Here is a 300-nt window from a genome sequence, read left to right on the forward strand (position 1 = left end):
GCGATGAAGCCCGCTTACGTAAAATTCATCTTCCTGAATCTGGTGCACACGTTACCTTTGTTATGCCAATGCCACCGAGCTGGAGCAGGAAGAGGCGCGATCAGATGAACGGCAAACCACATCAGTCAAAACCCGATTGCGACAACATGCTCAAGGCATTAATGGACGCTCTCTTTGATGACGATTCGAGCATCTGGGATTGCCGCATAACAAAGGTATGGGGTGAGAAAGGGCAAATCATCATCGGGGAGTCCGTATGAACCAGCAATATCTGCAATACGTCCGCGAAGAACTCATGGT

The 300-nt window shown here is 49.3% G+C and carries 1 protein-coding gene; it reads left to right on the forward strand.

Annotation, left to right across the window (positions count from 1 at the left end; genetic code table 11):
- A partial coding sequence (locus tag M977_RS24000) for a RusA family crossover junction endodeoxyribonuclease (protein ID WP_064519679.1) occupies nt 1-260 on the forward strand: 260 nt, incomplete at its 5' end.
- Between the last annotated feature and the right edge of the window lie 40 nt (nt 261-300).

Origin of the sequence: Buttiauxella gaviniae ATCC 51604, assembly GCF_001654835.1 — a bacterium.
In the GTDB taxonomy this organism is placed as follows: domain Bacteria; phylum Pseudomonadota; class Gammaproteobacteria; order Enterobacterales; family Enterobacteriaceae; genus Buttiauxella; species Buttiauxella gaviniae.